The organism is Mariniflexile sp. TRM1-10, from assembly GCF_003425985.1.
GTDB lineage: Bacteria > Bacteroidota > Bacteroidia > Flavobacteriales > Flavobacteriaceae > Mariniflexile.
Genome location: NZ_CP022985.1, coordinates 1,472,017 through 1,498,877 on the forward strand (window position 1 = coordinate 1,472,017; position 26,861 = coordinate 1,498,877).

Annotated in this window: 22 protein-coding genes; 15 read left to right on the forward strand and 7 right to left on the reverse strand. The window is 34.5% G+C overall.

What is annotated here, in order from left to right; all coding sequences use genetic code 11:
• Positions 1–72: 72 nt before the first annotated feature.
• The 8 genes from CJ739_RS06275 (at position 73) to CJ739_RS06310 (ending at position 12,693) form a co-directional block, all read left to right on the forward strand.
• Positions 73–2,304, forward strand: coding sequence for a patatin-like phospholipase family protein (locus tag CJ739_RS06275; protein WP_117173483.1), 2,232 nt, complete (start codon positions 73–75; stop codon positions 2,302–2,304).
• Between the two features lie 429 nt (positions 2,305–2,733).
• On the forward strand, positions 2,734–3,894 hold the full coding sequence (locus CJ739_RS06280) for a homogentisate 1,2-dioxygenase (protein ID WP_117173485.1): 1,161 nt from the start codon (positions 2,734–2,736) through the stop codon (positions 3,892–3,894).
• Positions 3,895–4,033: 139 nt separating this feature from the next.
• Positions 4,034–5,194, forward strand: coding sequence for a 4-hydroxyphenylpyruvate dioxygenase (hppD, locus tag CJ739_RS06285; RefSeq protein ID WP_117173487.1), 1,161 nt, complete (start codon positions 4,034–4,036; stop codon positions 5,192–5,194).
• A gap of 196 nt (positions 5,195–5,390) precedes the next feature.
• Positions 5,391–6,173 (forward strand): DUF3108 domain-containing protein, encoded by a 783-nt coding sequence (locus CJ739_RS06290; protein WP_117173489.1) that lies wholly within the window; start codon positions 5,391–5,393, stop codon positions 6,171–6,173.
• Between the two features lie 6 nt (positions 6,174–6,179).
• The gene (locus tag CJ739_RS06295; protein ID WP_117173491.1) at positions 6,180–7,097 is read left to right on the forward strand and encodes a tryptophan 2,3-dioxygenase family protein; all 918 of its coding nucleotides are present in this window, start codon (positions 6,180–6,182) and stop codon (positions 7,095–7,097) included.
• The gene (locus CJ739_RS06300) at positions 7,079–8,359 is read left to right on the forward strand and encodes a peptidoglycan DD-metalloendopeptidase family protein (RefSeq protein WP_117173493.1); all 1,281 of its coding nucleotides are present in this window, start codon (positions 7,079–7,081) and stop codon (positions 8,357–8,359) included. Before CJ739_RS06295 ends, CJ739_RS06300 begins: the two co-directional genes overlap by 19 nt.
• Before the next feature lie 3 nt (positions 8,360–8,362).
• A complete protein-coding gene (pgi, locus tag CJ739_RS06305; RefSeq protein ID WP_117173495.1) occupies positions 8,363–9,982 on the forward strand; it encodes a glucose-6-phosphate isomerase in 1,620 nt (539 codons plus the stop codon).
• 164 nt (positions 9,983–10,146) lie between these two features.
• Positions 10,147–12,693, forward strand: a complete 2,547-nt coding sequence (locus CJ739_RS06310; protein WP_117173498.1) for a TonB-dependent receptor — start codon at positions 10,147–10,149, stop codon at positions 12,691–12,693.
• Between the two features lie 54 nt (positions 12,694–12,747).
• On the opposite strand, the gene CJ739_RS06315 is transcribed toward CJ739_RS06310, so the two are convergent.
• The 5 genes from CJ739_RS06315 to CJ739_RS20290 form a co-directional block, all read right to left on the reverse strand.
• A complete protein-coding gene (locus CJ739_RS06315; protein ID WP_117173500.1) occupies positions 12,748–14,478 on the reverse strand; it encodes a sodium:solute symporter family protein in 1,731 nt (576 codons plus the stop codon).
• A 48-nt stretch (positions 14,479–14,526) separates the two neighbouring features.
• A complete protein-coding gene (locus tag CJ739_RS06320) occupies positions 14,527–14,967 on the reverse strand; it encodes a LexA family protein (protein ID WP_117173502.1) in 441 nt (146 codons plus the stop codon).
• 164 nt (positions 14,968–15,131) lie between these two features.
• Entirely contained in the window at positions 15,132–16,388 is a 1,257-nt protein-coding gene (locus CJ739_RS06325; RefSeq protein ID WP_117173504.1) for a Y-family DNA polymerase, read from the reverse strand.
• 33 nt (positions 16,389–16,421) lie between these two features.
• Positions 16,422–16,835: a DUF3157 family protein gene (locus CJ739_RS06330; RefSeq protein ID WP_117173506.1), complete on the reverse strand. Its 414-nt coding sequence runs from the start codon at positions 16,833–16,835 to the stop codon at positions 16,422–16,424.
• A 35-nt stretch (positions 16,836–16,870) separates the two neighbouring features.
• Positions 16,871–17,008, reverse strand: a complete 138-nt coding sequence (locus CJ739_RS20290; RefSeq protein WP_162880143.1) for a hypothetical protein — start codon at positions 17,006–17,008, stop codon at positions 16,871–16,873.
• Positions 17,009–17,015: 7 nt separating this feature from the next.
• On the opposite strand from CJ739_RS20290, the gene CJ739_RS06335 reads away from it, so the two are divergent.
• From CJ739_RS06335 to bioB, 7 genes are all read left to right on the forward strand, one after another.
• On the forward strand, positions 17,016–17,567 hold the full coding sequence (locus CJ739_RS06335) for a hypothetical protein (RefSeq protein WP_117173508.1): 552 nt from the start codon (positions 17,016–17,018) through the stop codon (positions 17,565–17,567).
• A 17-nt stretch (positions 17,568–17,584) separates the two neighbouring features.
• Positions 17,585–18,742 (forward strand): aminotransferase class I/II-fold pyridoxal phosphate-dependent enzyme, encoded by a 1,158-nt coding sequence (locus CJ739_RS06340; RefSeq protein ID WP_117173510.1) that lies wholly within the window; start codon positions 17,585–17,587, stop codon positions 18,740–18,742.
• Complete coding sequence (locus CJ739_RS06345) at positions 18,739–19,152, forward strand: putative signal transducing protein (RefSeq protein ID WP_117173513.1); 414 nt, start codon at positions 18,739–18,741, stop codon at positions 19,150–19,152. Before CJ739_RS06340 ends, CJ739_RS06345 begins: the two co-directional genes overlap by 4 nt.
• The gene (bioD, locus tag CJ739_RS06350) at positions 19,149–19,763 is read left to right on the forward strand and encodes a dethiobiotin synthase (RefSeq protein WP_117173515.1); all 615 of its coding nucleotides are present in this window, start codon (positions 19,149–19,151) and stop codon (positions 19,761–19,763) included. The genes CJ739_RS06345 and bioD overlap by 4 nt, the downstream gene beginning before the upstream one ends.
• 68 nt (positions 19,764–19,831) lie before the next feature.
• Positions 19,832–21,097 (forward strand): adenosylmethionine--8-amino-7-oxononanoate transaminase, encoded by a 1,266-nt coding sequence (gene bioA, locus CJ739_RS06355; protein WP_117173517.1) that lies wholly within the window; start codon positions 19,832–19,834, stop codon positions 21,095–21,097.
• 90 nt (positions 21,098–21,187) lie between these two features.
• Positions 21,188–22,342 carry a beta-ketoacyl synthase N-terminal-like domain-containing protein gene (locus CJ739_RS06360; protein WP_117173519.1) on the forward strand — a complete coding sequence of 385 codons (1,155 nt, stop codon included), beginning with the start codon at positions 21,188–21,190 and terminating at the stop codon, positions 22,340–22,342.
• 180 nt (positions 22,343–22,522) lie between these two features.
• Positions 22,523–23,611 (forward strand): biotin synthase BioB, encoded by a 1,089-nt coding sequence (gene bioB, locus CJ739_RS06365; RefSeq protein ID WP_117178796.1) that lies wholly within the window; start codon positions 22,523–22,525, stop codon positions 23,609–23,611.
• 235 nt (positions 23,612–23,846) lie between these two features.
• On the opposite strand, the gene CJ739_RS06370 is transcribed toward bioB, so the two are convergent.
• Positions 23,847–24,710 carry a glycerophosphodiester phosphodiesterase gene (locus tag CJ739_RS06370; RefSeq protein WP_117173521.1) on the reverse strand — a complete coding sequence of 288 codons (864 nt, stop codon included), beginning with the start codon at positions 24,708–24,710 and terminating at the stop codon, positions 23,847–23,849.
• A gap of 261 nt (positions 24,711–24,971) precedes the next feature.
• A complete protein-coding gene (locus tag CJ739_RS06375; protein WP_117173523.1) occupies positions 24,972–26,519 on the reverse strand; it encodes an Rne/Rng family ribonuclease in 1,548 nt (515 codons plus the stop codon).
• Between the last annotated feature and the right edge of the window lie 342 nt (positions 26,520–26,861).

Consider the following 26,861-nt stretch of genomic DNA (forward strand, 5'->3'; position numbering starts at 1 on the left):
CAGATTCGAATTCTTAATTAATGAGGATGTAGATGTTCCATTTGACCATTAACAAATAATAAAAATCACCAAATGAAGTATTTTTTAACATGTCTTATTTTTATTTTATGTTTTGAGGGGTATTCTCAAAACACAGAAAAAGATGATGTCAAAATTGGATTGGTTTTAAGTGGCGGTGGGGCAAAAGGATTGGCGCACATTGGCGTGTTAAAGGTTATAGATAGTCTGGGCGTAAAAATAGATTATGTTGCAGGCACCAGTATGGGAGCCATTATTGGTTCACTTTATGCTTCTGGGTATACAGGCAAACAACTTGATTCTATCTTTAATGAAATTGATTTTGATACGTTAATAAACGACGATTTGCCAAGAGCGTCCAAAGCCTTTTATGAACGTGATAACTCTGAAAAATATGCAGTAACACTCCCGTTTGAGAATTTTAAAATTAAGTTACCATCGGCACTATCCCGGGGTCAGAATACCTATGCCTTATTTTCAAAACTCACGCTGCATGTTAGCGAAATAAATGACTTTAGTAAATTGCCCATACCATTTTTCTGTATAGCTACCGATATTGAAACAGGACAAGCCGTCATGTTGGATTCAGGCAACTTAGCACAATCTATTATGGCAAGTGGCGCATTACCAACTTTATTTCAACCAGTTATTATAGATGGACAAATGTTAATTGATGGTGGTGTCGTAAATAATTATCCAATTGATGGGCTACGTGCTAAAGGAATGGATATCATTATTGGTGTAGATGTACAAGATGGTTTGGCTAGCAGAGAAGAGCTAACATCGGCTCCAGATGTATTGGTTCAAATAAACAATTTCAGAACTATTAATGACATGAAATTGAAAGTTAAAAAAACCGATATCTATATTAAACCAGACATTAAAGAGTATTCTGTGATATCATTTAGCGAAGGTTCAAAAATTATTGAAAGCGGTAAACAAGCCACCATTGCAAAAATGGATGCTTTAAAAAAATTAACCGATAAAAATTCTTCTGAAATCAAATCTAAAATTAATAGCAAAGCTAAAGACAGTATTATAATTAACAACATTGTTATAAAAGGAAATAAACAATACACTAGAGCTTATATTTTAGGAAAACTAAGATTAAAAACCAATGAAAAAATTAGTTATGATTATTTTAATAGCGGTATTAACAATTTAATTGCCACTAATAACTTTGATTCGTTTGAATATAAATTAAAAAATAGCGAAAATAAAGAAGGCTACAATTTAACAGCAAATTTGGTAGAAACTAAAATCACGAGCTTTTTAAAATTAGGATTGCATTTTGATGATTTATATAAAAGTGCGGCATTAGTTAATCTAACGAAAAAACGCTGGCTCTTTGATAACGATGTGGCTTCATTAGATATTATTTTAGGTGATAATGTACGTTACAATCTTGAATATTTTATAGATAAAGGCTTTTACTGGAGTATTGGGTTAAAATCCAGATACAATCAATTTAATAAAGATATTAACGCAAAACTACTGCTAGACGATGCTCAAATATCCGGTTCCGGGTTAAATAAAATAGATGCTAAATTACAAGATCAAACCAATCAAATTTATTTGCAAACCTTGTTTAGAAAAGATTTTGCGCTAAGTGCTGGATTAGAGCATAAACGATTAGAAGTAAAAACCGAAACCCTTGCAACAAATAACGAAACCAACGAATTTGTATTTGAAAGTACCGATTATTTAAGTGTTTTTGGTGGGTTAAAGCTAGACACTTACGATAATAAATATTTCCCAAAAAAAGGCGTGTATTTTAATGGCGATTTACACATGTACCTATTTGCATCAAGTTTTAATGAAAGCTTCGATAATTTTTCAATAGCTAAAGCCAATATGGGTTATGCCTTTAGTGTTTCTAATAAATTAGCATTTAATTTACAAACTGGTGGCGGGTTTAAAATAGGCGATAAATCAACAAGGACTTTAGATTTTGCGTTAGGAGGAAATGGCTATAACTTAATAAATAATTTTATTCCGTTTGTAGGATACGATTTTATTTCCCTTACGGGGAATAGTTTTGTAAAAGCATCTTTAACTGCCGATTATCAAATATTTAAAAAGCATCACATAACCTTAGAAGGTAACTGGGCAAATGTAGAAGATAATATTTTTGAAACTGGCGAATGGTTTACACTTCCCGATTATAGAGGTTATGCTTTAGGTTACGCCATTGAAACGTTTGTTGGTCCCATCCAAGCAAAATACAGTTACTCGCCAGAACAAGGTAGAAGCTACTGGTTTTTTAATGTCGGTTTTTGGTACTAATACCCAGGCCAAATGCACCAATTTCAGAAATAAACCACTCTTCTATGGACTTGAAGTCCATGGTTTTGTTTGCAGACTAAACCTGCAAGGTTAGCTTGCGAAATTAATCGGTGACATTTTACCGCAAATTCGCAGATTTTTAACATTTTAGGTAATCTGCAAATCTGCGGTAAAAATTTTAAATGCGAATGCCCTGTACCATTTTTGCTTTCTCGGAAATCTTAAGGTTTTATTACAATAAATAATTATATTTGTTAAGTTATGCAACTTTTTTGGCAAGACTTATTATTATTTCTACACTTCCTTATCAAGAGAAATCCTGAATAAGCATACTTTATCGTATCTTTATATAATTGATTTTTAGTTTGTTGCTGCCCTAGTATAGTTTTAGGGCAACTTTCAACTTTTTAACTTTTAAAACTTATCAGTATGCCTTTTTATCATAAATTAGGAAACATTCCACCTAAGCGCCATACGCAATTTAGAAAACCAGATGGCAGTTTGTATTACGAGCAGTTATTTGGCACCATTGGTTTCGATGGCATGTATACAAATAGCTACCATGAACAGCGACCAACACAAGTAAAAGAAATAAAAAAACAGTACAGCGTTTCTCCAAAAATTGCAAAAGCAAATAATATACAATCATATCGTTTTAAAGGCTTCAAAGTAAAACCAGAACAAGATTATTTAGAAAGCCGAAAAACCGTTTTAGTTAATAAAGACTGTGCAATTGTTTTAGCAGCACCAAAACAATCAACACAAGATTATTTTTATAAAAACGCCGACGCCGACGAACTGATTTTTATTCATAAAGGTTCAGGTAAATTAAGAACCCATTTAGGAAATATCGATTTTAAATATGGTGATTATTTATTAGTACCAAGAGGTGTCATTTATAAAATAGATTTTGATTCCGAAGATAACCGATTATTTATAGTCGAATCCCGCCGCCCCATTTATACCCCAAAACGTTACCGAAATTGGTTTGGGCAACTTTTGGAACATGCACCCTATTGCGAACGCGATATGCGTCGCCCACAAGAATTAGAAACCTACAACGAAACAGGTAACTTTTTAATTAAAGTAAAAAAGCAAGACGATATCATCGAAATGGTGTATGCGTCGCATCCGTTTGATGTGGTTGGGTATGATGGCTATAACTATCCGTATGCATTTTCAATTCATAATTTCGAACCCATAACAGGGCGTATTCACCAACCACCGCCAGTACACCAAACTTTTGAAACCGATGCTTTTGTGGTGTGTAGTTTTGTGCCTAGGCTGTACGACTATCACCCATTATCCATTCCAGCACCATACAATCACAGCAATATAGATAGCGATGAGGTGCTATATTACGTAGATGGCGATTTTATGAGTAGGAACGATGTTGAGCAGGGACATATTTCGTTACATCCAGCCGGTATTCCGCATGGACCGCATCCAGGAGCAGCCGAACGTAGTGTAGGAAAAACCAAAACCGATGAATTAGCAGTTATGATAGACACTTTTAAACCCCTAATGGTTACCGAAGAAGGTATAAAAATAGCCGATGAGGACTATCATAAATCGTGGTTGGAACATTAAAATTTTTAGAAGCAATTTCCTGCTTTTCTCTATATCTTTTGCTGAAAAAGCAAAAGGATGTCGCTTCAATCAGGGCTAGAACATACAATTTGTTATCAAATGAACACATCAACGAATAAACAAATAAACGTTCAAAAGAATGAGTAAAAACATAAAATCAGTAAACTACGGTTTAGAAAAAATATTTAAAGGCGCACAAGATTTTTTGCCCCTTTTAGGAACCGACTATGTAGAATTCTATGTAGGCAACGCGAAGCAAGCAGCACATTTTTACAAAACAGCTTTTGGATTTCAATCGCATGCCTATAAAGGCTTGGAAACCGGCTCAAAAGATACGGTGAGTTATGTGCTTAAACAAGATAAGATCCGTTTGGTACTAACCACACCATTAACCAGCAAATCGCCAGTAAACGACCATATTGTAAAACATGGTGATGGTGTAAAGGTAATAGCACTTTGGGTTGAAGATGCCAGAAAAGCATACCACGAAACGACAAGTAGAGGTGCCAAATCGTATATGGAACCCATTGTTGAAACCGATGAACATGGCGAAGTCGTACGTGCAGGTATTTATACCTACGGCGAAACTGTACATATGTTTGTAGAACGCAAAAACTACAAAGGCACCTTTTTGCCAGGCTTTAGGAAATGGGAATCCGATTATAATCCAACACCTGTCGGATTGAAATTTATAGATCACATGGTTGGCAACGTAGGTTGGGGACAAATGAATGTTTGGGTAAAGTGGTATGAAGAGGTTATGGGATTTGAAAACTTCTTGTCGTTTGATGACAAACAAATCCATACCGAATATTCTGCTTTAATGAGTAAAGTGATGAGTAACGGTAACGGACGCATCAAATTCCCTATAAACGAGCCTGCAAAAGGAAAAAAACGTTCACAAATTGAAGAATATCTCGATTTTTACGAAGGTGCCGGAGTTCAGCATATAGCAGTAGCAACCGATGATATTATAAATGCAGTAAGCCAGTTAAAAGCTAGAGGTGTCGAATTTTTATCCACACCCCCAGAAGCTTACTATAAAGCGGTTCCAGATAGATTGCACGAACACAATCACGAATTGCGGGAAGATATTGAAACCCTTAAAAGTTTGGGTATTATGATTGATGCCGATGAAGAAGGCTATTTACTGCAAATATTCACAAAACCTGTAGAAGATAGGCCAACGTTGTTCTTCGAAATTATTCAGCGTATGGGTGCTCGTGGTTTTGGAGCAGGAAACTTTAAAGCACTTTTCGAATCCATAGAAAGAGAACAGGCCAACAGAGGCACACTTTAACAAACACCTAAGTCTTTTAAATGCCATCCCATTTTTGGTAGCTTTTGTGTGATTTTTATAATAAATAAATATTAAGGTTTCCTATTAATTATAAACCTTACAAGTAATTTTTATATTTTTGGAACAGTAATTGCAAATTCTTAATAAATCATGTAACACATAATTTTAAGAAGTTAGTTACAAATACCCAAATAAAATGAAAAAGATACTACTTATAACATTCACAATAATAACTACACAAATAGCTTTTGCTCAACAAGAATCGGCGTTTGGTGATGGCGAATGGTTTCTATTTAAAATGAGTTACAGCGGTTTTTTAAAAGCAGGAAACGCTTCATTGCATGTAAAAGAATCCAAACTTAATGATAAAAATGTTTACCACGTCGTTGGAAAAGGTTGGACCTCTGGCATGATTAAATGGTTTTTTAAAGTAAAAGACCGCTACGAAAGTTATTTTGATACACATACATTGCTACCTTATAAATTTATTAGGGATATAGATGAAGGCGGGCATACTAAAAATATTGAGATTGATTTCGACCAAAAAAACAATAAAGCCCACGTAAACGACAAAAAGAAAAAAACAAAAGCAGTGTTTGATACCAAACCAAACATTCAAGATATGGTATCCACCTATTATTATTTGCGTAATAAAATTGACGTAAGCACCTTAAAAGTAGGCGATGAAATACGCACCGATATGTTTTTTGATGAAGAAAATTACGGATTTAAATTACAATACTTAGGCACAGAAAATATTGATACCGATTTTGGTAAAATAGAGGCTTTAAAATTTAGACCCTATGTTATGGCTGGCAGGGTTTTTAAAGAAGAAGAGAGCTTAACACTTTGGGTATCAAAAGATAAAAATAAAATACCTTTGCGTATAAAAGCCGATTTAAGAGTAGGTTCTTTACGTGCCGATTTAGAAGCCTTTAAAGGATTGAAGCACCCTTTTAAAATAATCGTTCCTAATTAAAAAAAATTGAAATCTAAAATAAACAGTCAACTTAAGGAAAAATACGAGGCAATAGACCAAGATTTAGAAGATTACCTAGAAGGCTTATTGCACAGTAAACCTATAAATTATTGGGATTATATTCAGACCGATGTCTTGCTAAATCTTCAAGTACAACGCACTGTTTTTCCAGATGAAATGGTATTTATTATGTACCATCAAATAAACGAACTCCTGTTTAAAATGGTACTTATTGAAATAGATCAAGTAGCAAAAAGCAAAGCGTTAACAGTTGAATTGTTTACATCAAAACTAATGCGCATTAGCCGCTATTTCGATATACTAACATCTTCATTTACAATCATGAAAGACGGTATGGATGTCGATCAATACAACAAATTCAGGAAAACCTTAACACCGGCTAGCGGGTTTCAAAGTGCCCAATACAGAAAAATCGAGTTTGCATCAACCGAACTTATAAACTTAATAGATAAACGTTTTAGAGATACCATCGATAGAAATTCTTCTTATGAAAATGCTTTCGAGCATTTATATTGGCAAGCTGCTGGGAAAAATTATAAAACAGGCAAAAAAAATTATACATTAACAGTTTTTGAGGAAAAATATAAAGACGAATTTATTAGATTTGCCCAGTTTTACGGCACAAATAATTTATACTCAAAATTTAAAGAACTTCCCAAGGAAGCCAAAGAGAACAAAGAGTTAATTAATGCCATGCGCCATTTTGATTATACCGTAAACATAAAATGGGTGATGGCACATTATAATACCGCAAATCATTATTTAAATATAGGTGGAAAAACTGCCGAAGCAACAGGAGGAAGTGAATGGGTAAAATACATGCATCCAAAGTATCAAAAAAGAATATTTTTTCCGGACTTATGGACAAAGCAAGAAATAGAAGAATGGGGAGTAAATATTTAGTAATTTTATTAGTATTATTAAGCGTCATTGGGTGTAAACAAAAAGAGCAACCCGTAGAAGAAGAAGTAGCCGTTATAGAAAAACCTGCCGATATATACGAATTCGGTTTTAATCTAAGTGATTTTGTTGTAAAAAGAGATACCGTAAGAAAAGGAGATAGCTTTGGGCTTATTTTAGAACGTAACAAAATTGGCTATCCAAGAATATTTTCAATTGCCGAAAAAGCCAGAGACACCTTTGATATTAGACGCCTTCAAATAGGGAAACCTTATACCCTACTTTGCTCTAAAGATTCTCTGGAAACCCCTAGATGTTTTATATACCAACCCAACCAAGAAGAGTTTGTAGTTATAAATTTTCAAGATTCCATTCATGCTTATACAAGCAGAAAACCTATTAAATACGTCGAAAAAACAGTTACAGGCATTGTTACAAGTAGTATTTCCGAAATTTTAGATAAAAAAGGCATTAGCCCTATTTTAACCAACATGCTGGCAGAACAAATATATGCTTGGACTATAGATTTTACACGACTTCAAAAAGGGGATTCCTTTAAAGTTATTTATACCGATAAATACATTGATGATACCATTTATGCTGGGGTACATAAAGTTAAAGCCGCCTTTTTTAACCATAAAAACACGCCTTATTATGCCTTTAGATATCGAACTGACTCCATAAAAAACATTTACGAATATTACAACGAAGCTGCCAAAGATTTACGTCGCGCGTTTTTAAAAGCACCCGTTCAATTTAGTAGAATTTCATCTCGCTATAACTTAAACCGACGTATTGCATATTACGGTTTTGCATTACGTCCACACAAAGGAACCGATTTTGCCGCACCTATTGGAACGCCTATTTTAGCAACTGCCAATGGAACGGTTACCGAATCCCGATATAAAGGCGGTAATGGTAATTATGTAAAAATTAGGCACAATAGCACTTACGAAACCCAATACCTGCACATGCAAAAACGTAAAGTTAAGGTTGGGCAACATGTTAAGCAAGGTGATGTTATTGGTTGGATAGGTATGACAGGAAATACAGGCGGCCCGCATGTGTGCTATCGTTTTTGGAAAAACGGCAAGCAAGTCGACCCGTTAAGAGAAAAATTGTCACAATCGGAACCTATTGCAGAATCTCTTAAAGACGACTATTTAGAATTTATAAAACCAATAAAAGAAAAATTAGATAGCTTGCCTATTTTAGAAAATTCGAACGACGAACAAAACGAAACTCTCATCTCCCAAAATAAATAGATTATGGCACTACCAAGTGTAAACCCAACAACAACAAATTCTTGGAAAAAGCTTCAAGACCATTATAATAAGATAAGCAATACTCATATGAAAGATTTATTTGCCCAAAACAAGGAGCGAGCAAATAAATTCACTATTAACTGGGATGATTTTTATGTAGATTTTTCAAAAAACAGAATTACTGAAGAAACTTTAAAATATTTATTAGAGTTAGCCGATGAGGTGCAGCTAAAAGATGCTATTAAAAGTCAGTTTTCCGGCGATATAATCAACCAAACCGAAGGTCGTGCCGTTTTACATACCGCTTTACGAGCTCCAAAAGATGCTGATTTTAAGGTAGATGGTGTTAATGTCATGCCAGAAGTATATGCCGTAAAGCAAAAAATAGAAGCTTTTACCAATGAAGTTGTAAATGGTGAGCTAAAAGGCTTTACAGGAAAAACATTTACCGATGTGGTTAATATTGGTATTGGCGGCTCTGATTTGGGTCCAGCTATGGTGGTTGATGCGCTTCAGTATTACAAAAACCATTTAACTACACATTTTGTAAGTAATGTAGATGGCGACCACGTTAATGAAATTATTAAAAAACTAAACCCTGAAACCACACTGTTCGTAATTGTTTCAAAAACATTTACTACACAAGAAACACTGTCCAATGCAAATACCTTAAAAGATTGGTTTTTAAAATCGGCAACCGAAGAAGCGATCGCTAAACATTTTGTAGCGGTTTCTACCAATATTAAAAATGTAAAAGCATTTGGTATAGACGAAAATAATATTTTCCCAATGTGGGATTGGGTTGGAGGCCGCTTTTCATTATGGAGCGCCGTTGGTTTAACCATTAGTTTAGCCGTTGGATATAAAAACTTTGACAGTTTATTGCAAGGTGCCAACAAAATGGATGAGCATTTTAAAAATGAAGACTTTAAAACCAATATCCCAGTTATTTTGGCACTAATAAGTGTGTGGTATAACAACTTTTTTAAAGCTGAAAGTGAAGCTATTATTCCATACTCTCAATATTTAAACCAGTTTGCAACCTATTTGCAACAAGGTATTATGGAAAGTAACGGTAAAAGCGTAGACAGAAACGGCAACCCCATAAACTACCAAACAGGCACTATTATTTGGGGAGAACCGGGAACCAATTCACAACACGCCTTTTTCCAATTGATACATCAAGGAACGAAGTTAATTCCAGCCGATTTTATTGGGTTTGCCAAATCCTTACATGGCAATCAAGATCATCAAGATAAGTTGATGTCTAATTTTTTAGCACAAACTGAAGCTTTATTAAACGGTAAAACCGAGGCTGAAGTAGTTTCAGAGGGAACACAATCGGACATTGTTCCATTTAAAATATTTCAAGGGAACAAACCTACAAACACCATTTTTATTAACAAGCTTACACCCGAAAGTTTAGGTAAATTAATAGCCATGTATGAGCATAAAATATTTGTACAAGGTATTGTTTGGAACATCTTTAGTTACGACCAATTTGGAGTAGAACTAGGTAAGCAATTAGCAACAAAAATTTTACAAGAATTTAACAATACGGCAGCTAATGAACATGATTCGTCAACTCAAAATTTATTGAATTATTACAAGGGAATATCGTAAAACACAGCATTTTTATTACAAAAAGAGTTAAAACGCCTTAGTATTTTTAATACTAAGGCGTTTTTATTTATCAACAAAAACGATTTTTCTTAACAATTGGGTAATGTTAATCTTTTTATAATATGTATTTTTGCCTCGACTAATTCAATTAATTAATCTTTATTATGAAAAAAACTACTCAATTTTTATTGATGGCTGTAGCGTTTTTATTCACTACAGCAATGATGGCTCAAAGTACAGTAACAGGTACTATTATGGATGCCGAACTTAATTCGCCACTACCAGGTGCGAATGTTGTTGAAAAAGGAACAACCAATGGAACAACTTCAGATTTTGATGGTAAGTTTAAATTACAAACCCAAGCTACATCAGGACAAATTGTTATTTCCTATGTTGGTTATGGTTCTATAACTTTATCTTTTACTGGGAGTAAAGATTTAGGGAATATAGCGTTATCTCCTGATAACTCTTTAGCTGAAATAGTTATTGTTGGTTCTGGAATCATCGATTTAGCTGAAGGTAGAAAAACACCAATTGCGGTTTCTACAATTAAGTCTAGCCAAATCCAAGAAAAAGCAGGTAATTTTGATTTGCCAGATTTATTAAAATCAACACCTTCAGTTCAATCTGTTCAAGCAGGTGGTTTTGGTGACGGTCAAATGTTCTTACGTGGTTTTGATCAAACTAATACAGCGTTCTTATTAAACGGTCAACCAATTAATGGTATGGAAGACGGTAAAATGTATTGGTCTAACTGGTCTGGTGTATTAGATGTTGCCAATGCAGTACAGGTACAACGTGGTTTAGGAGCTTCTAAATTAGCAATCTCGTCTGTAGGAGGTACCGTAAATATTGTTACTAAAACTATAGACAGAAAAGAAGGTGGCTTTGTACAACAAATGATAGCAAATGACAATTACACTAAAACCACGGCCTACTATTCTACTGGCGTAAGTGAAAAAGGGTGGTCTTTTGCAGCTTTACTTGGACACTGGCAGGGTGAAGGTTATGTCGATGATACAGACGGGCAAGGACAAACTTATTTCTTTTCGGTAGGATATAAACCAAATGAAAACAACACATTCAACTTCTTATTAACAGGCGCACCTCAATGGCACGCAGTAGCAGGAAGCGGTTCTATTCAATCCTTTTTGGATAATGGCAGGAAGTATAATTCATGGAATTTTGAGGGTGTAGAAAGCAAAAATTTATTGCAAAGTGGTAAGTACCCTGGTGGAAGGAACATTTACCACAAACCCGTTGCAAACTTAAGCTGGGATTTAGATATCAATGAAAATTCATCGTTGTCTACTGTCGTATATGGTTCTATGGGTAGAGGTAGTTTTGCCCAAGCAATAACATCAAGTGGTCAGTTAACATATGCAAGAGGCTCTAATAATAATCACAATTGGTATGGTTTAGTTACCAACTATAATAACCAATTAAGTGAAAATTTAAACTTGAATGTTGGAGCAGATGTTCGTTTTTATAACGGAATTCATTTCAGAGACGTTAGGGAGTTTATTAGTATAAGTTCTATTAATGCATCAAGTGGCTATAGTGGTAGCTATCAGTTAACTGAAGAAGGAGGAATCAATCCTTGGACAGTTTTTTTTAACCCAAATACAGACCATGAAGAGCGTTTTGGATACGACTATGAAGAGCAAATTAACTATGGTGGTGTGTTTGGACAGTTAGAGTATACTAATGATCAAATTTCAGCATTTTTCCAAGGAGCTGTATCAACACAATCGCATGTTAGAACAGAGTATTTAAACGCATCAACTTTAGGAAAAGCAGATGAATCTGAAAAAGTAAACAACCCAGGTTTTAATATTAAGGGAGGAGCTGCTTATGGTTTGGGCGATTATAATAAAGTGTTTGTTAATGCTGGATATTATTCTCGTCAACCATTCCATAGTTTCTTGTTTCAGAATGACAGAAGTAGTAATGAATTGTTAGACCCAGAGGTTGAAAATGAAAAAATTACTGGTTTTGAAGCTGGTTATCAATTAGGAGGTGATAAAGTTAAGGCAAATATAAACTTATATCATACCACATGGGATAATAGAACCATAGTAAATAGTAATGGACAGGTTGGAAATGCATTTATTAGTTACCAAACTAGAGGTGTTAAAGAAGTACATATGGGTGTGGAATTAGAGTTGATGACGAAGCCTCTTAATAACTTAGATTTAAACGGATTTGTTTCTTTTGGAGATTGGGAGTTTGTAGGTAATGGTTTTATAACCGCATTTAATAATGATGGAGAAGATGTGTCTGATACTGAGTTAACATCTAGAGTTGCCCCATTAGATGGTGAAAAAGTTGGAGGTGCAGCACAATTTACAGCTGGTGTTTCTGGAAGATATGAATTTTTGCCTAGAATTAGTGTAGATGCTAACTGGAACATGTACAACAATTTGTATTCAAATATCGGTGCAGGTTCTGACGCATTAAAAATGCCTTCATATAATACTATCGATACTGGTTTGACTTATAAAATGTTACTTGGTAAAAATGATGATAAATCATTACAATTCCGTGTGAATATTTATAATATTACAGATGAACTTTATTTAGAGTCTGTATTCGGAAATACTCCAGCATCTTCTAATCCTTCTGAAAATTGGAAAGGAATTAATACATCAAATACTGGTAGATTCGGTTATGGAAGGACTTGGAACTTTAGCATGCGTTACAATTTCTAATTAAATTAAAAGCTGAAATATAAAAACGCGAAGCACTCAAGCTTCGCGTTTTTTTTATACTATCCTTTTCCAATTCTTAACTAATAGAAAACAACAAATAAATGTTAAAGCACACAACCCTAAAGCCAAAAGTGTTTTCCCATAAATAAAATACCCTGTGGCGAATAAAAAGCTATAAGTACCTATAACCCCTAAAAAGAATGCCAATATTTTATATCCTATATTTTTAAACTTACTATCATGACCATAGACCAAACTTTCAAATGTCGCTAAGGTTTCAGCGTCAGATTGTTTTGTTAAAAGCGTTACAACAACCCATCCAATAGTTGTTAAAACAACTCCTAAAACTAACTGCCAATACCCGGCCATATTAAACCATGGCACATCTAATTTACCATTTATAAAAAAGACAATGGCAATTATAAAAGAAATAACCATAGCCGCTATTTCGCTAAATGGATTGATGCGTTTCCAAAACCAACGCATAATAAACAACAAACCTGTTCCCGCTCCTATTTGTAATAATAAATCGAATACATCTTTTGCCGATTTAATATAAAATGAAAAAAGAGCCGCACAAACCATAAGTAAAACAGTAGAAATTCTTCCCACTAAAACTTTTTGATTTTCTGAAGCCGTTTTATTGATAAACCTTCCATAAAAATCGTTTACAATATATGAGCTTCCCCAGTTTAACTGTGTTGAAATGGTACTCATAAACGCCGCTATTAGCGATGTTAAAACAATACCTATTAAACCCGCTGGCAAATACGTCATCATAGCAGCATAGGCAACATCATGCCCCTGCATATCTGCATTTAAGTTAGGAAACGCTGTGTTGATACTTTCTAAGGTTGGAAAAACAACTAAAGATGCCAAACCTACTAAAATCCATGGCCACGGACGTAAAGCATAATGCGCAAAATTAAAAAACAAAGTAGCCCAAGTAGCGTTTTTTTCGTCTTTTGCCGCTAACATACGTTGGGCTATATAACCGCCACCGCCAGGTTCGGCACCAGGATACCAAGTACTCCACCATTGTACAGCAAACGGAATTATAAATAAAGTTATTAACGCTTCGTTATTTGAAAAATCTGGTAAAATATTTAATTTGCCACTTACATTTGCATGAGAAAGCAACGTACTCATCCCTCCTATTTCTGGGAGATTTACAATATAAATGGTTGCCCAAACAGAGCCTACCATAGCGATAACAAACTGAATGAAATCGGTTATCAAAACACCTTTTAACCCCCCTAAAGACGAATAAATTACAACTATAATTGAAGAATACAACAAGGTTTCTACTTGTGAGATTCCTAATAAAATATTAGCAATTTTAGCACCTGCCAAACAAACGCCTGCCATGGTAATCACATTGAAAATAACACCCAAATAAATAGCACGAAAGCCTCTTAAAAACCCAGCCGATTTACCAGAATACCGCAATTCATAGAACTCTAAATCGGTAGCAATTCCAGATTTACGCCATAGTTTGGCATAAAAAAAGACGGTTAACATACCTGTAAGCAACATAGCCCACCACACCCAGTTACCGGATACACCATTTTTTCTAACCAACTCGGTTACCAATCCGGGTGTATCAGCTGCAAAGGTGGTTGCTACCATAGAAACGCCCAACAGCCACCAAGGCATATTGCGCCCCGACAAGAAAAACTCGGTAGAATTTTTCCCCGCTTGTCGAGATACCCAAACCCCGACAAATAGAGATAATAGAAAAAAAATGACGATGATTGCAATGTCTAAAACAGAAAGGTTTACCATATAATTTTACGATTTTGCGATTAAAGTGAAAAAGTCAAGATAAGTTCATTACACTTTTTTAATCACATTAGTAACAATGCCCCAAATTATAAAATTGTTTTCACTTGTGATTTTTATAATGGGATAATTAGGGTTTTCTGGTTGTAACCAAACCTCGTCTCTGTCTACTTTTAATCGTTTTACGGTGAATTCGCCATCTAAAAAGCAAACTGCAATTTTATTATTTGATGGTTCTAAGCTTCTGTCTATTACCAATAAATCGTTGTCGTCCAGTCCTGCACCAATCATGGATTGTCCGTTCACGCGTGCAAAAAAAGTAGCCTCTTTATTTTTTATAAGTTCCTTGTCTAAAGACAGGCGTTGCTGTTTGAAATCTTCGGCTGGAGAAGGAAACCCCGCTGAAATTCCTGTTTCGAAAAATAAGGCGCCTAAACTATTCGACTCTTCTGGAGTGAAAAAAGCTAAATTATTAGATTGGTGTAATAGCATGTTTTTTTCGTGTTTTGTGTTTGCGTTAGGGATTGAAGCAAGCTACCGTGTAGCGCATAAAGCCCGACCCTTGTGGTAATGCCCTAATAACATTAGGTGTTCTGTTTTTAAATTTAATTTATGCTAAATATAATGTTTAAAAAGATTCCTACCTACGCAGGAATTTATTTTACTTTAATAATATCGTTAATATTGGTCGTGTAACGTGGTGATAAGCGTTCTTGTCGCATTTTCCAAGTCCGTTTTAAATCTTGATTGCCTATCTTTATTTTATAATCGGCGTATTTAGCGTTTAAACCATCGATGGCACGCATTAAAGGTTTGTGTTTTGGGTTTTCGCTTTCAAATAACTGCAATTGGTGGTTGGTAGTTGGCACTAAGCCCATAACAACAACGCCTGCACGTTTGTATTTTATGCCCGTTTTAAAAATACTTGTTGCGGCTTTTACCGCTTCTTGACTGATAATTAAACTAGAATCGGTCGGATAGCTTAGACTTACTAGCTTACTGGCACGGTGCTGCTCTAAATCTTTTTTATGCCTGTCGCTACTTAATGTCACATAAATAGCATGGCAGCTAGAACCTTGTTTACGCAGTTTTTCGGCACAGCTTGTTGCAAAGGTTGAAATGCGTTCTTTGATGTTTTCTATATCTGAAAACGTATATTCGAAGCTTCGTGTGGTTGCAATGGCTTGCTTGGTTTTAACTTCGTCTAATTGTAAGGTGGGTATGCCTTCTAAATCTTTTTTAAGTTTCCATTCGGTAATGGAGAAATTTTTATGTACCCAATCATCTGGTAGTTGCGTAAAATCAAAAGCAGTATGGCAACCTTTTGCCTTTAGGCGTTTACTTAAACCGCTGCCAATGCCCCATACATCTTCTATTTTAATCCACTTTAAGGCTTTAATGCGTTTTTCTTCAGAATCAATAACATAAACGCCATTGGTTTGTTCTGGAAATTTACGGGCAATTTTATTGGCGACTTTACTTAAGGCTTTTGTTGGCGCCATGCCAACACACGTTGGAATACCTGTCCATTTTAAAATACGGGTTCTAATTTGGTTTCCGTAATCATCAAAATTATACGTTTCAAAACCTTTAAATTGGATAAAAGCTTCATCAATACTGTATACCTCGACATCGGGCGTGAATTGTTCTAAAATAGTCATGACACGACTACTCATATCGCCGTAAAGTGGATAATTAGATGAAAATACTTGTATGTTGTTTTCTTTACAGAACCCTTCCCATTTAAAAATAGGCGCACCCATAGGCAACCCAACAGCTTTGGCTTCGTCGCTACGCGAAATGACACATCCATCGTTATTACTTAAAATAGCAATGGGTTTATGGCGTAAATTAGGATTGAAAGTGCGTTCGCAAGACGCATAAAAATTGTTACAATCTACTAAAGCATACATAAGAGTAAAGATACGTGAAATGCGATAATTTTTCTAGAAAAATTTCCCGCTTTCAATAATGGCATGCCCGTTTCGCTTATAGGTAACCTTGGTGCCGTTTGCACAAAATCGATATACTGCTTTTACTTTTTGTTCAGAAACGGATAGCAAAATAACATCCTCTACTTCACAATCGTAATCTTTGGCTACCTTCTTTTTTACATCATCAATCGTAGCGCGTCCTTTTTTTAATTGTGATTGAATTTTGTTGTTCAACGCTGGCTCCACAAAATCGTCCGTAAGGTTACACCTTTTATCTGGTGTAGGTTTTTCTATATCAATATATTCCCAAGTATAATCGGCTTTTAATAACACACGCCTGCCGTCATCAGTTTTTACAATATGGTTGTTTTGGGCAAAACCAATAGATACGCTAAAAACCAATAGAAGATAAAAAAGTGTTTTCATATGTAGATATATATTTTAGTTGTTTTTTAAAGACCCTATGGACACGAGCGATAGCGAACTGGCGAAGCAATCCCTTTATTTTCATTAGTATTTGGATTTCCAAATCGTGGCGATTTCATAATAGCTAAAAATAGAATGTTATAGTATTCCAAAAGTACAAATTTTGTATACATTTGTTTTATGAAAGATGAACATATCATTATTTCTGAAAGAAATAGACCTTATTGGCAAATACCTATTGCTTCTTTAATCTTTACATCTGCAATTGGTCTTTTAATATTTTATCTTTATAAAACAGATTGGAGTGACGATCATCTTATAGACTTAGGTCACAACATTAAATCAGTTATTTATTTATTTGCTTTTGGTATAGCTTTTTGTTTTCAAAAAAGTATTCATATAGACACTAAAAAATCAAAATTTAGACAAACCTTTGAAATAGGCCCTATTAAATTAGGCGAGTGGAAAACCATTACCAATTTAGAGTATGTTTCTCTTTTTCATGAACCCCTCACTGATGGAAACAAGATTTTTGAAGTTAATTTATGGTATGACAAAAACAAACATTGGGAACTCTACGAAGAATATGATTATGCCGAAGCTTTTAAAATAGGTTTTAAACTTTCCGAAGAACTAAACATTGATTTATTAGATGCAACAGTACCTAATAATTACAAATGGATAGACAAAAAAGCTTCTAAAGAATCAGGCAAAGTTAAATACTTCGATTAACTTTATACTTTTACTTTATGGAACTCCCTAAAAAACTTCAACAAAAACTAGAAACCCGAAAAGAAGCCCATGCCTTACGCAAACTTGGAACAGTTTCTAATTTAGTTGATTTTTCATCAAACGACTATTTAGGTTTTTCTAAAAATGAAACTGTTTTCAATAATGCCCATGATTTTTTAATGGGTCATAATATGAAGCAAAACGGAGCAACGGGTTCGCGATTATTGTCTGGAAATCATCCTTTATTTCATACTATTGAAACCATTTTGTCAGAATTCCACCAAAGTGAATCTGCCTTAATTTTCAATTCGGGTTACGATGCTAATGTTGGTTTCTTTTCTAGTGTGCCACAACGTGGTGATGTTATTTTATATGATGAGTATATTCATGCCTCTATTCGAGATGGCATCCAATTATCCAATGCCAAAGCTTATAAGTTTAAGCACAATGATTTAGGAAGTTTGGATGAGATGTTGAAACGAATTCAGCATGATACTATATATGTCGTCACAGAATCAGTATTCTCTATGGATGGTGATTCACCCGATTTGGCTAAACTATCTCAAATCAGTAAAGAAAACAAGGCTTATCTTATTATAGATGAAGCCCATGCGATGGGTGTTTTTGGCAAACGTGGTGTAGGACTTGTTCTAGAATTAGGATTAGAAAATGATGTATTTGCCCGTTTAGTCACTTTTGGAAAAGCCATGGGTTGCCATGGCGCCGCTATTTTAGGAAGCGATGATTTAAAACAATATTTAGTAAATTTTGCCAGAAGTTTTATTTATACCACGGCATTATCTCCACATAGTTTAGCAACGGTACATGCAGCGTATAACGAACTTGTTATTTCTAACAACAATAAGGAATCTCATCCAGCAATTAAAAAACTACATAGCAACATTTCTTTTTTTAAAGCTGAACTGGTAAAAAACAACCTCAACCATATATTTATTGAAAGTGATTCGGCGATTCATTGCTGCATCATTTCTGGGAATGAAACTGTAAAAAGCATCGCTAAAAATATTCAAGAACATAGTTTTGATGTGAAACCTATATTGTCGCCAACAGTTCCGCAAGGTCAAGAACGTTTGCGTTTTTGTTTGCATGCCTTTAATTCCAAAGAAGAAATAACGGAAGTATTAAAACTACTTGCTACTTTTGTGAATATATGAGTGATACATTTAAAACTATAGCCAGATTTCAATATTCAACTGAAGCACAAATTGTTAAGGGGCGATTGGAAACAGAAGGCATTCAAGTTTATTTATCAGACGATTTAACCATTGACACAAACCCGCTATATAGTAATCTTATTGGTGGTGTAAAACTAAAAGTATTATCAAATCAAGCTGAAGAAGCTGAAAAGATTTTAAGTACTATTAAAAAATATTCCATTAATGATGATGGAAAATCTATTTGTTGTCCTAATTGCAAAAGTGAGCACATCCAATTATTTTCAACAATAAAAGATATTAAATCGTTTTTTGCATTTATAATAACCTTTTTCGTTTTTGTATTTCCAATTTATACAAAATATAAGTACAAATGTGAAGATTGTAAAACTGAATTCAATTTAAAATGACAACATACTTCATAACAGGAATCTCCACCAATGTTGGTAAAACCATCGCTTCGGCTATCTTGGTTGAAGCTTTAGAAGCTGATTATTGGAAACCCATTCAAGCTGGAGAATTAGACAATAGCGATACCAAAAAAGTTCAAAGTTTAGTTTCAAATTCTAAATCGAAATTCCATCCCAATGCGTTTGCACTAAAAACGCCCATGAGTCCGCATGCAGCGGCGGAAATTGATGGTATTGATATTCATTTAAACCAAATTAAAGCGCCCAAGACCAAAAACAACCTCATTATAGAAGGCGCTGGCGGCTTATTAGTTCCTATAAATAATACCCAAACAGTGTTGGATTTAATACACCCTGACTACAAAGCTATTGTGGTTTCTAGGCATTATTTAGGAAGCATCAACCACACCCTTTTAACCGTTAATCTTTTAAAAGAAAAAGGTTTTGATGTGTCTATAATCTTCAGTGGAAATGAACATAAAACCACCGAAGATATTATCAAAAAAATGACAAACGTCCCCATAATTGGACGCATTGATGAAGAACCTTATTTTGATAAAAATGTGGTTAAGGAGTATGCTGATGAATTCCTGCAAAAGGGAATCTCATAATTTTTTTTAAAGAATGAATTTAACGTATAACAAAAATGGGATTTCCGCCTTCGCGGAAATAAAAAAATATGACATTACAAGACCGCGATAAAAAACACCTTTGGCACCCTTTAACGCAACACAAATTGCACCCCGAAACCATTGCCATTACCAAAGCAAAAGGCTGTGTTTTAACAGATGAAAACGGGAATGACTATATAGACGCCATCGCTTCTTGGTACACCTGCATGTACGGGCATTGCAACGCATATATTATTAGTAAAGTTTCTGCCCAAATGCAGCAATTAGATCAGGTCGTTTTTAGTGGTTTTACCCATGAACCTGCTATAAAACTAAGCGAAGCTCTCATTAAAATTCTTCCGGAAAACCAAAACAAAATTTTCTTTAGTGACAATGGTTCTACATCTGTGGAAATTGGCATTAAAATGGCGTTACAATATCACTTTAACAACGGTGAAAAAAGAAACGTTTTAATCGCTTTTGAAGATGGTTTTCATGGTGACACGTTTGGTGCCATGAGTGTTTCAGGATTATCGGTTTACAACGGGCCATTTGAAGACTTCTTTTTAGATGTAAAACGCATTCCAACACCAAATGGCAAAAACCATGAAGCCATTTTAACTACCTTAAAATCTATTGTAAAAACCAATAAAGTAGCAGGTTTTGTTTACGAACCTTTAGTACAAGGTGCTGCTGCCATGAAAATGCATAACCCTGATGGTTTAAACGACATCCTAAAGTTCTGTAAAACCAATAACATCATAACTGTTGCCGATGAAGTAATGACTGGTTTTGGTAAAACCGGAAAACATTTTGCTTCATTACATATAGAAACGAAACCCGATGTTATGTGTTTAAGCAAAGCCTTAACTGGCGGTTTATTACCTATGGCAATTACATCATGTACACAGGAAATCTACGATGCTTTTTATAGTGACGATATCAGTAAAGGTTTGTTTCATGGGCACACCTACTCTGCCAATCCACTGGCATGTACGGCGGCTTTGGCAAGTATTGAATTGCTGCAATCGACAGAAATACAAAATAATATACAACGTGTTATTGCTTCACACGAAGCATTCAATGAGCGTATCCAAAATCATCCAAAAGTAAAAGCAACCCGACAAACAGGGGTTATCTTTGCCCTCGATTTAAATGTTGAAATGGCTCGTTATGGTAATCTTCGTGATAAGCTATTCAAATTTTTTATGGATAATGGCGTGTTTTTACGCCCACTTGGGAATACCATTTACATTCAAGCACCTTACGTTATTACTAAAAAACAGCTAGAAAAAGTTTATAAAACTATTGAAGAAGCTTTAGCAATAGTGTAAATTTGCGCACTGAACGTCAATCTGAACATGTTTCAGATTCACATCACAAAATCATGAGATGCTGAAATAAATTCAGCATGACGAAAAACTATGTTCAAACCAATTTCCATAACAGCTATTGCATCCATTTCGCCATTAGGAAAATCCTTAAGCGAGGCTTGGAATAGCTATCTAAACAACAAACATTATATTACCGAAAAGCCGTTTGGAAACGAAAAACATTTAGTTGCCGAAATTCCTTCAGAAGCTAAACTAGCTATTGAAACTTTAAGACAGTCTGATAACAAATACAAATCGTTAGACGACACTGTTTTATATGCCATTTATACCTCTAGACAAGCCGTAAAAAATGCTGGCTGGAATGGTTCAGATAATTTTGGGATAAACATAGGCTCTTCCCGTGGCGCCACACAACTTTTTGAAACCTATTACGACGATTTTTTAAAAAACAATAAAGCGCAAACTTTAAGCTCACCCACTACAACCTTAGGCAATATATCATCGTGGGTTGCTCATGATTTACAAACCCAAGGACCCGAAATTAGTCATTCCATCACCTGTTCGACAGCATTACACGCTATCCTAAATGGTATCGCATGGATAAACGCAGGCATGTGCAGCAAGTTTTTAGTTGGTGGTAGCGAAGCTCCTTTAACAGCGTTTACCATTGCGCAGATGCAAGCCTTAAAAGTATATGCCCGAGAGAATAATGACTTCCCCTGTCGTGCCTTAGACCTTGATAAAACCCAAAACACCATGGTCTTAGGCGAAGGCGCCTCTATGGCTTGTTTAGAAATTGGCGAAACAGAAAATGCTTTAGCCTTCATTAAGGGCTTTGGCTATGCTACCGAAATTTTAGAACATAATATTTCCATTTCCAGCGATGCCACCTGTTTTCAAAAATCGATGCAGATGGCGTTAGGTAATACAAATCCAGATGACGTTGATGTTATCGTAATGCATGCTCCTGGCACCATAAAGGGTGATTTATCTGAATACCATGCCATAAATAAAATATTCTGTAAAAAAACACCTGCATTAACTACCAACAAATGGAAAGTAGGACATAGTTTTGGTGCTTCTGGTATGCTGAATATTGAATTAGCACTTTTAATGATTCAACATCAAGCGTTTATTGGAGTTCCTTATTTAGAAAAACAAAAAACGCCTCATCAACTTAAAACCATTCTTGTTAATGCCGTGGGTTTTGGCGGAAATGCGGTATCGATTTTACTTTCAAAATAATAGCGTAGAATAACGAGTGCAAATTATCCTACAGAAACGCTTTTGTATAAAAGTTAAAAAAACTTGTGGTAATTGCTTCCTTTATCGTGATAAAAGTATCTTTTAAAGTTAAATTTATAACACCAATATTAATATTTGTTAAGCATTATGCTTATTTTTGATTTTACTAACCATAGATTTATGAGCGAGACAAAACACAATTGGACAAAAGAAGAGATTTTAAATATATACAACAAACCATTAATGGAATTGCTTTACGAAGCTGCTACCGTTCACCGTTTGCACCACGACCCAAATACGGTACAGGTTAGTACTTTGGTTTCCATAAAAACAGGTGGCTGTTCTGAAGATTGTGGGTATTGTCCGCAAGCAGCTCGCTACAATACCAATATTGAGGGTAACGATTTAATGCCTGTTCAACAAGTAAAAGCACAAGCATTACGTGCTAAATCTAGCGGAAGCTCACGCGTTTGTATGGGTGCTGCATGGCGTAATGTAAAAGATGGCGAAGAGTTTGACCAAGTGTTGGAAATGGTGCGTACCATCAACAAACTAGATATGGAAGTGTGTTGTACTCTAGGCATGATTACCGAAAACCAAGCAAAGCGCTTGGCTGAGGCTGGATTATATGCTTATAATCATAATTTAGATTCTTCGGAAGAATATTATAAAGAAGTGATTTCTACACGTGGTTTCGAAGATCGTTTACAAACTATCGATAATGTTCGAAAAACCAACGTGACCGTTTGTAGTGGTGGTATTATTGGTATGGGCGAAAAAATTGAAGACAGAGCTGGTATGTTGGTAGCACTTTCTACGTTAAATCCGCAACCAGAATCGGTGCCAATTAATGCATTGGTGGCTGTTGAAGGCACACCCCTTGAAGACCAAGAACCTGTTTCTATTTGGGAAATGGTACGTATGGTAGCAACCACCCGTATTGTGATGCCAGAAACCCAAGTGCGTTTAAGTGCCGGAAGAACACAAATGACCCGTGAAGGGCAAGCCATGTGTTTCTTTGCTGGAGCGAACTCTATTTTTGCTGGCGACAAACTGCTTACTACACCAAACCCAGACGTAAATGAAGACATGAAAATGTTTGAGTTACTTGGTTTAAATCCGCAAAAACCATTTATTAAAAAAATGCAACCGCAAACGGTAGAGGCTACAGATTCTCAATACCAAGCCTTGGGTGAGAAACCAAAATGGACACGTCCAGAACATAGAATTGAACGAAACGAAACTGCAAAAGCAAAGGCTAATAAATAACTGTTATTACAGCAAAAGCCAAGTAATAGGACAGTTTTAAAAACAAAAAACCCTTTACTAAACGAATAGTAAAGGGTTTTTAAGTTATTTAATTTGATTACCATCTTTATCAAAAAAGTGGTATTCTAAATACGTGTAAGCATCTCTTGGTAAAATTTTAACTCATTTTTTGTGTTCAAAAAACCATTTTGAACGTGTTGATCGAAAACCTTTTGTTAAATTATAATGTATTTTCTTATTTATATTTGTTTGTCAAAATTTTTCCGTCTTTAATTTCTAACGCTCTATCCGGGATGTCTGTCATAACTGCATAAACCCCTAAATCCATTAATCTTTTAATTTCTTCAATATTATTTACGGTATATACATGAGTCTTTAACCCCTGTTCAGTTGCTGTAGCTATAAATTCTTTAATAAGTGTAAAATCATTAGGAATGGCAATGCCAAAAGAATTAATGGTTTTCGCTTCGTCTATATATTTTTTATCTACCTTAGATACTATATAAATAATTTTGATATCGGCGTTCAATAACCGAATTTTCATAAGAGAAGTAAAGTTAAATGAAGAAACAATTACTTCATCACTTACTCCCATTTTCTCTATAACTGTTAAAACTTTGTTCTCTATATTTCCTACCTTCATTTCAAGATAAACTTCTATTTTACCTTTAGATAACTTAAATACATCTCTTAATGTTGGGATTTTTTCATTTATATAATTTTGTCCAAATTTATCTGGACAACCAACTTTTATTAATGAAAGTTCTTCGTATGTCATTTGAGAAATAGCACCTTTTTCTCCAAAAGAACTTGTTCTGTCTACAGATGAATCGTGAATGACAACTAATGAATCATCTTTAGTTTTATGAAGATCAAATTCAATATAATCTGCTTTAATATCAATAGCTTTTTGAAATGCTGCCATTGTGTTTTCTGGTGCTAAATCTGCTCCACCTCTATGGGCAATTACTTTTGTATAATAGATTGGATTTTGTTTTGAAAAATCAGCAGGAAATAAACCGTCTTGTGTTATAATATCATCTGTTTGACAAGAACAGATTATTAACTTAGCAAAAAAAAGTATAGATTTATTTATCATTTTTATAAATAGTTTAGACGAACTAAATATATGAAAAAAACAAATTGATTATTCTTTTTTTAATTAAGTATTAAATCAACTATTTTATTGCCAAAATCAATAAAAAGGATATATATATATATATATATTTGGTAGAAAAATATACCAAAAGGATAGTGTTTTAACAATTATCCGAATGCTTCGATACAATTTCAATACATCCAAGTTATACAATTTAAAAAAAAAAAACCCTTACTAAACAAATAGTAAAGGGTTTTTAAGTTATTTAATTTGATTACCATCTTTATCAAAAAAGTGATATTCTAAATATGTGTAAGCATCTCTTGGTAAAATTTTAACCCATTTTTTGTGTTCAAAAAACCATTTTGAACGTGTTGATGGAAAACCTTTTGTTAAAAAGGCTGCTATAAAAGGATGTGTGTTTAAGGTCAACTTTTTATAGTCTTTTTTTAATAGTTGTTCTAGGTCGTGTGTTATTTTTGTCACAATTCCTATAGGTGCATCTACCTCAGATCCATTATTTACCTCATCAGGGTTTTCTTCCTGGGTTTTAATGTTCATTTCTGGGCGAACGCGCTGTCTTGTTATTTGTATCAAACCAAACTTACTTGGAGGCAATATTTTGTGTTTAGCTCTGTCATCCTTCATTTCATCACGAAGGTGATTGAATAGCTTTTGCCTGTTTTCAGCACTGTTCATATCAATAAAATCTACTACTATAATGCCCCCCATATCACGTAATCGTAATTGGCGTGCCATTTCGGTAGCAGCTATTAAGTTAACTTCTAGTGCCGTATCCTCTTGGTTATTGGCTTTGTTAGACCTATTTCCACTATTTACATCTATAACATGTAAAGCTTCGGTGTGTTCTATTATTAGATACGCACCTTTTGCCATAGAAACGGTTTTCCCAAAGGAGGTTTTAATTTGTCTTTCAATCCCAAATTTTTCAAAAATGGGAACATTTGATTGATACAATTTAACTATTGATTCTTTGTTTGGTGCAATTTCTTGCACGTAATCTTTAATTTGAATGTAAAGCGCTTCATCATCAACATGAATACTTGTAAAGGTGTCGTTGAATATGTCTCGTAAAATAGACGAGGCTTTATTCATTTCACCTAATACTTTACTTGGATGATGTGCTTTGTGTAGCTTTTTACACATTGCCGTCCAACGACTAAGCAAATTTTGTAAATCTCTATCTAGTTCAGCTACTTTTTTGCCTTGTGCTACAGTGCGTACAATAATGCCAAACCCCGGTGGCGTAATGCTTTTTACCAATCGTTTTAAGCGGTCTTTCTCTTCTTTGTCTTCTATTTTTTGAGAAATAGAAATACGGTTGGAAAAAGGCACTAAAACAATATATCTACCAGCAATAGAAAGCTCAGAGCTTATTCTAGGACCTTTGGTCGATATGGGTTCTTTTACTATTTGTACCAATAGCGATTGATTTGATTTTAAGACATCAGAAATCTTTCCGTCTTTATCAATATCTTTTTCAAATGGGAAATTTTTTAAAGTAAAATCTTTTAGTTTACCTGTGCTTACACTTTTTGTGAACTTTAAAAGCGAAGGTAGCTTTGGACCTAAATCATGATAATGCAAAAACGCATCTTTTTCATAACCTACATTAACAAATGCAGCGTTTAGTCCAGGAACAGCTTTTCTTATTTTGGCTATAAACACATCACCAACCGAAAAGTTATTACCATCTTCCTCTTTTTGTAATTCAATAAGTTTTCCATCTTTTAATAAGGCAAAATCAACGTGCTCGGAACTAGATCGAATAATCAATTCTTTATCCATTAAGTTAATTTTTATCCATACTTTCAGAATAAAGTTAAAAGTTAAAAGTTAAAAGTTAAAAGTTTATAAGACTAGTAACCAACAACTAACAACTAACAACCATCAACTAAACCGTACAGATGGATTAAACAATATTTTTCACAGGATTTTTAATATCCGTGGAGTTCATAAAACACTAAAAAGTGTCTAAAAATTTAATGAACTCATTTCAAAGAACTTTGTTGTTTTAAACCGAAAAAAGTAGTTTATATAACTACTTTTTAAGCCTTACTTTTTCTTTTTGTGACGGTTAGCACGTGCACGCTTTTTTCTTTTGTGCGTTGCTACCTTATGTCTCTTACG